Origin of the sequence: Rhodopseudomonas palustris, from assembly GCF_003591005.1 — a bacterium.
In the GTDB taxonomy this organism is placed as follows: Bacteria; Pseudomonadota; Alphaproteobacteria; order Rhizobiales; family Xanthobacteraceae; genus Rhodopseudomonas; species Rhodopseudomonas palustris_K.
Window position 1 is genome coordinate 1 of the sequence record NZ_QYYD01000089.1, and the last position, 520, is coordinate 520.

Below are 520 nucleotides of genomic sequence, written 5' to 3' on the forward strand. Positions count from 1 at the left end.
GGTTAACCCCGTGGAGGTTCAAGTCCTCTCGGCCGCACCAAAAAAGTTATTGACATACAATTGAAGTTATGTTAGTATAATAGAGTTGCTTCTAAGGGCGCCCGTAGCTCATTTGGATAGAGCGTTTGACTACGGATCAAAAGGTTAGGGGTTCGACTCCTCTTGGGCGCGTAGTCTTTTTATTTGTTTCATTTTTATTATCGGGAAGTAGCTCAGCTTGGTAGAGCACTTGGTTTGGGACCAAGGGGTCGCAGGTTCGAATCCTGTCTTCCCGACCATGAATATTTTTGGGGCCTTAGCTCAGCTGGGAGAGCGCCTGCTTTGCACGCAGGAGGTCAGCGGTTCGATCCCGCTAGGCTCCATTATCTAGTTTGGCTAGATAAAGAACTTGTCCATTGAAAATTGAATACCGATATCAAATAGTAACAAGAAAATAAACCGAAAACGCTGTGAAAATTAATGAGTTTAAGACTGAAAGGTCAAAATAAGGTTAAGTTAGTAAGGGCGCACGGTGGATGCC

At 44.6% G+C, this 520-nt stretch carries 3 tRNA genes; all 3 read left to right on the top strand.

Annotated features, from left to right (window positions below):
* Positions 1 to 97: 97 nt before the first annotated feature.
* The 3 genes from D4Q52_RS26105 (at position 98) to D4Q52_RS26115 (ending at position 362) form a co-directional block, all read left to right on the top strand.
* A tRNA-Arg gene (locus D4Q52_RS26105) sits at positions 98 to 171 on the top strand.
* Positions 172 to 201: 30 nt separating this feature from the next.
* Positions 202 to 278 (top strand) — tRNA-Pro (locus tag D4Q52_RS26110).
* A gap of 11 nt (positions 279 to 289) precedes the next feature.
* Positions 290 to 362, top strand: a tRNA-Ala gene (locus D4Q52_RS26115).
* Positions 363 to 520: the final 158 nt, after the last annotated feature.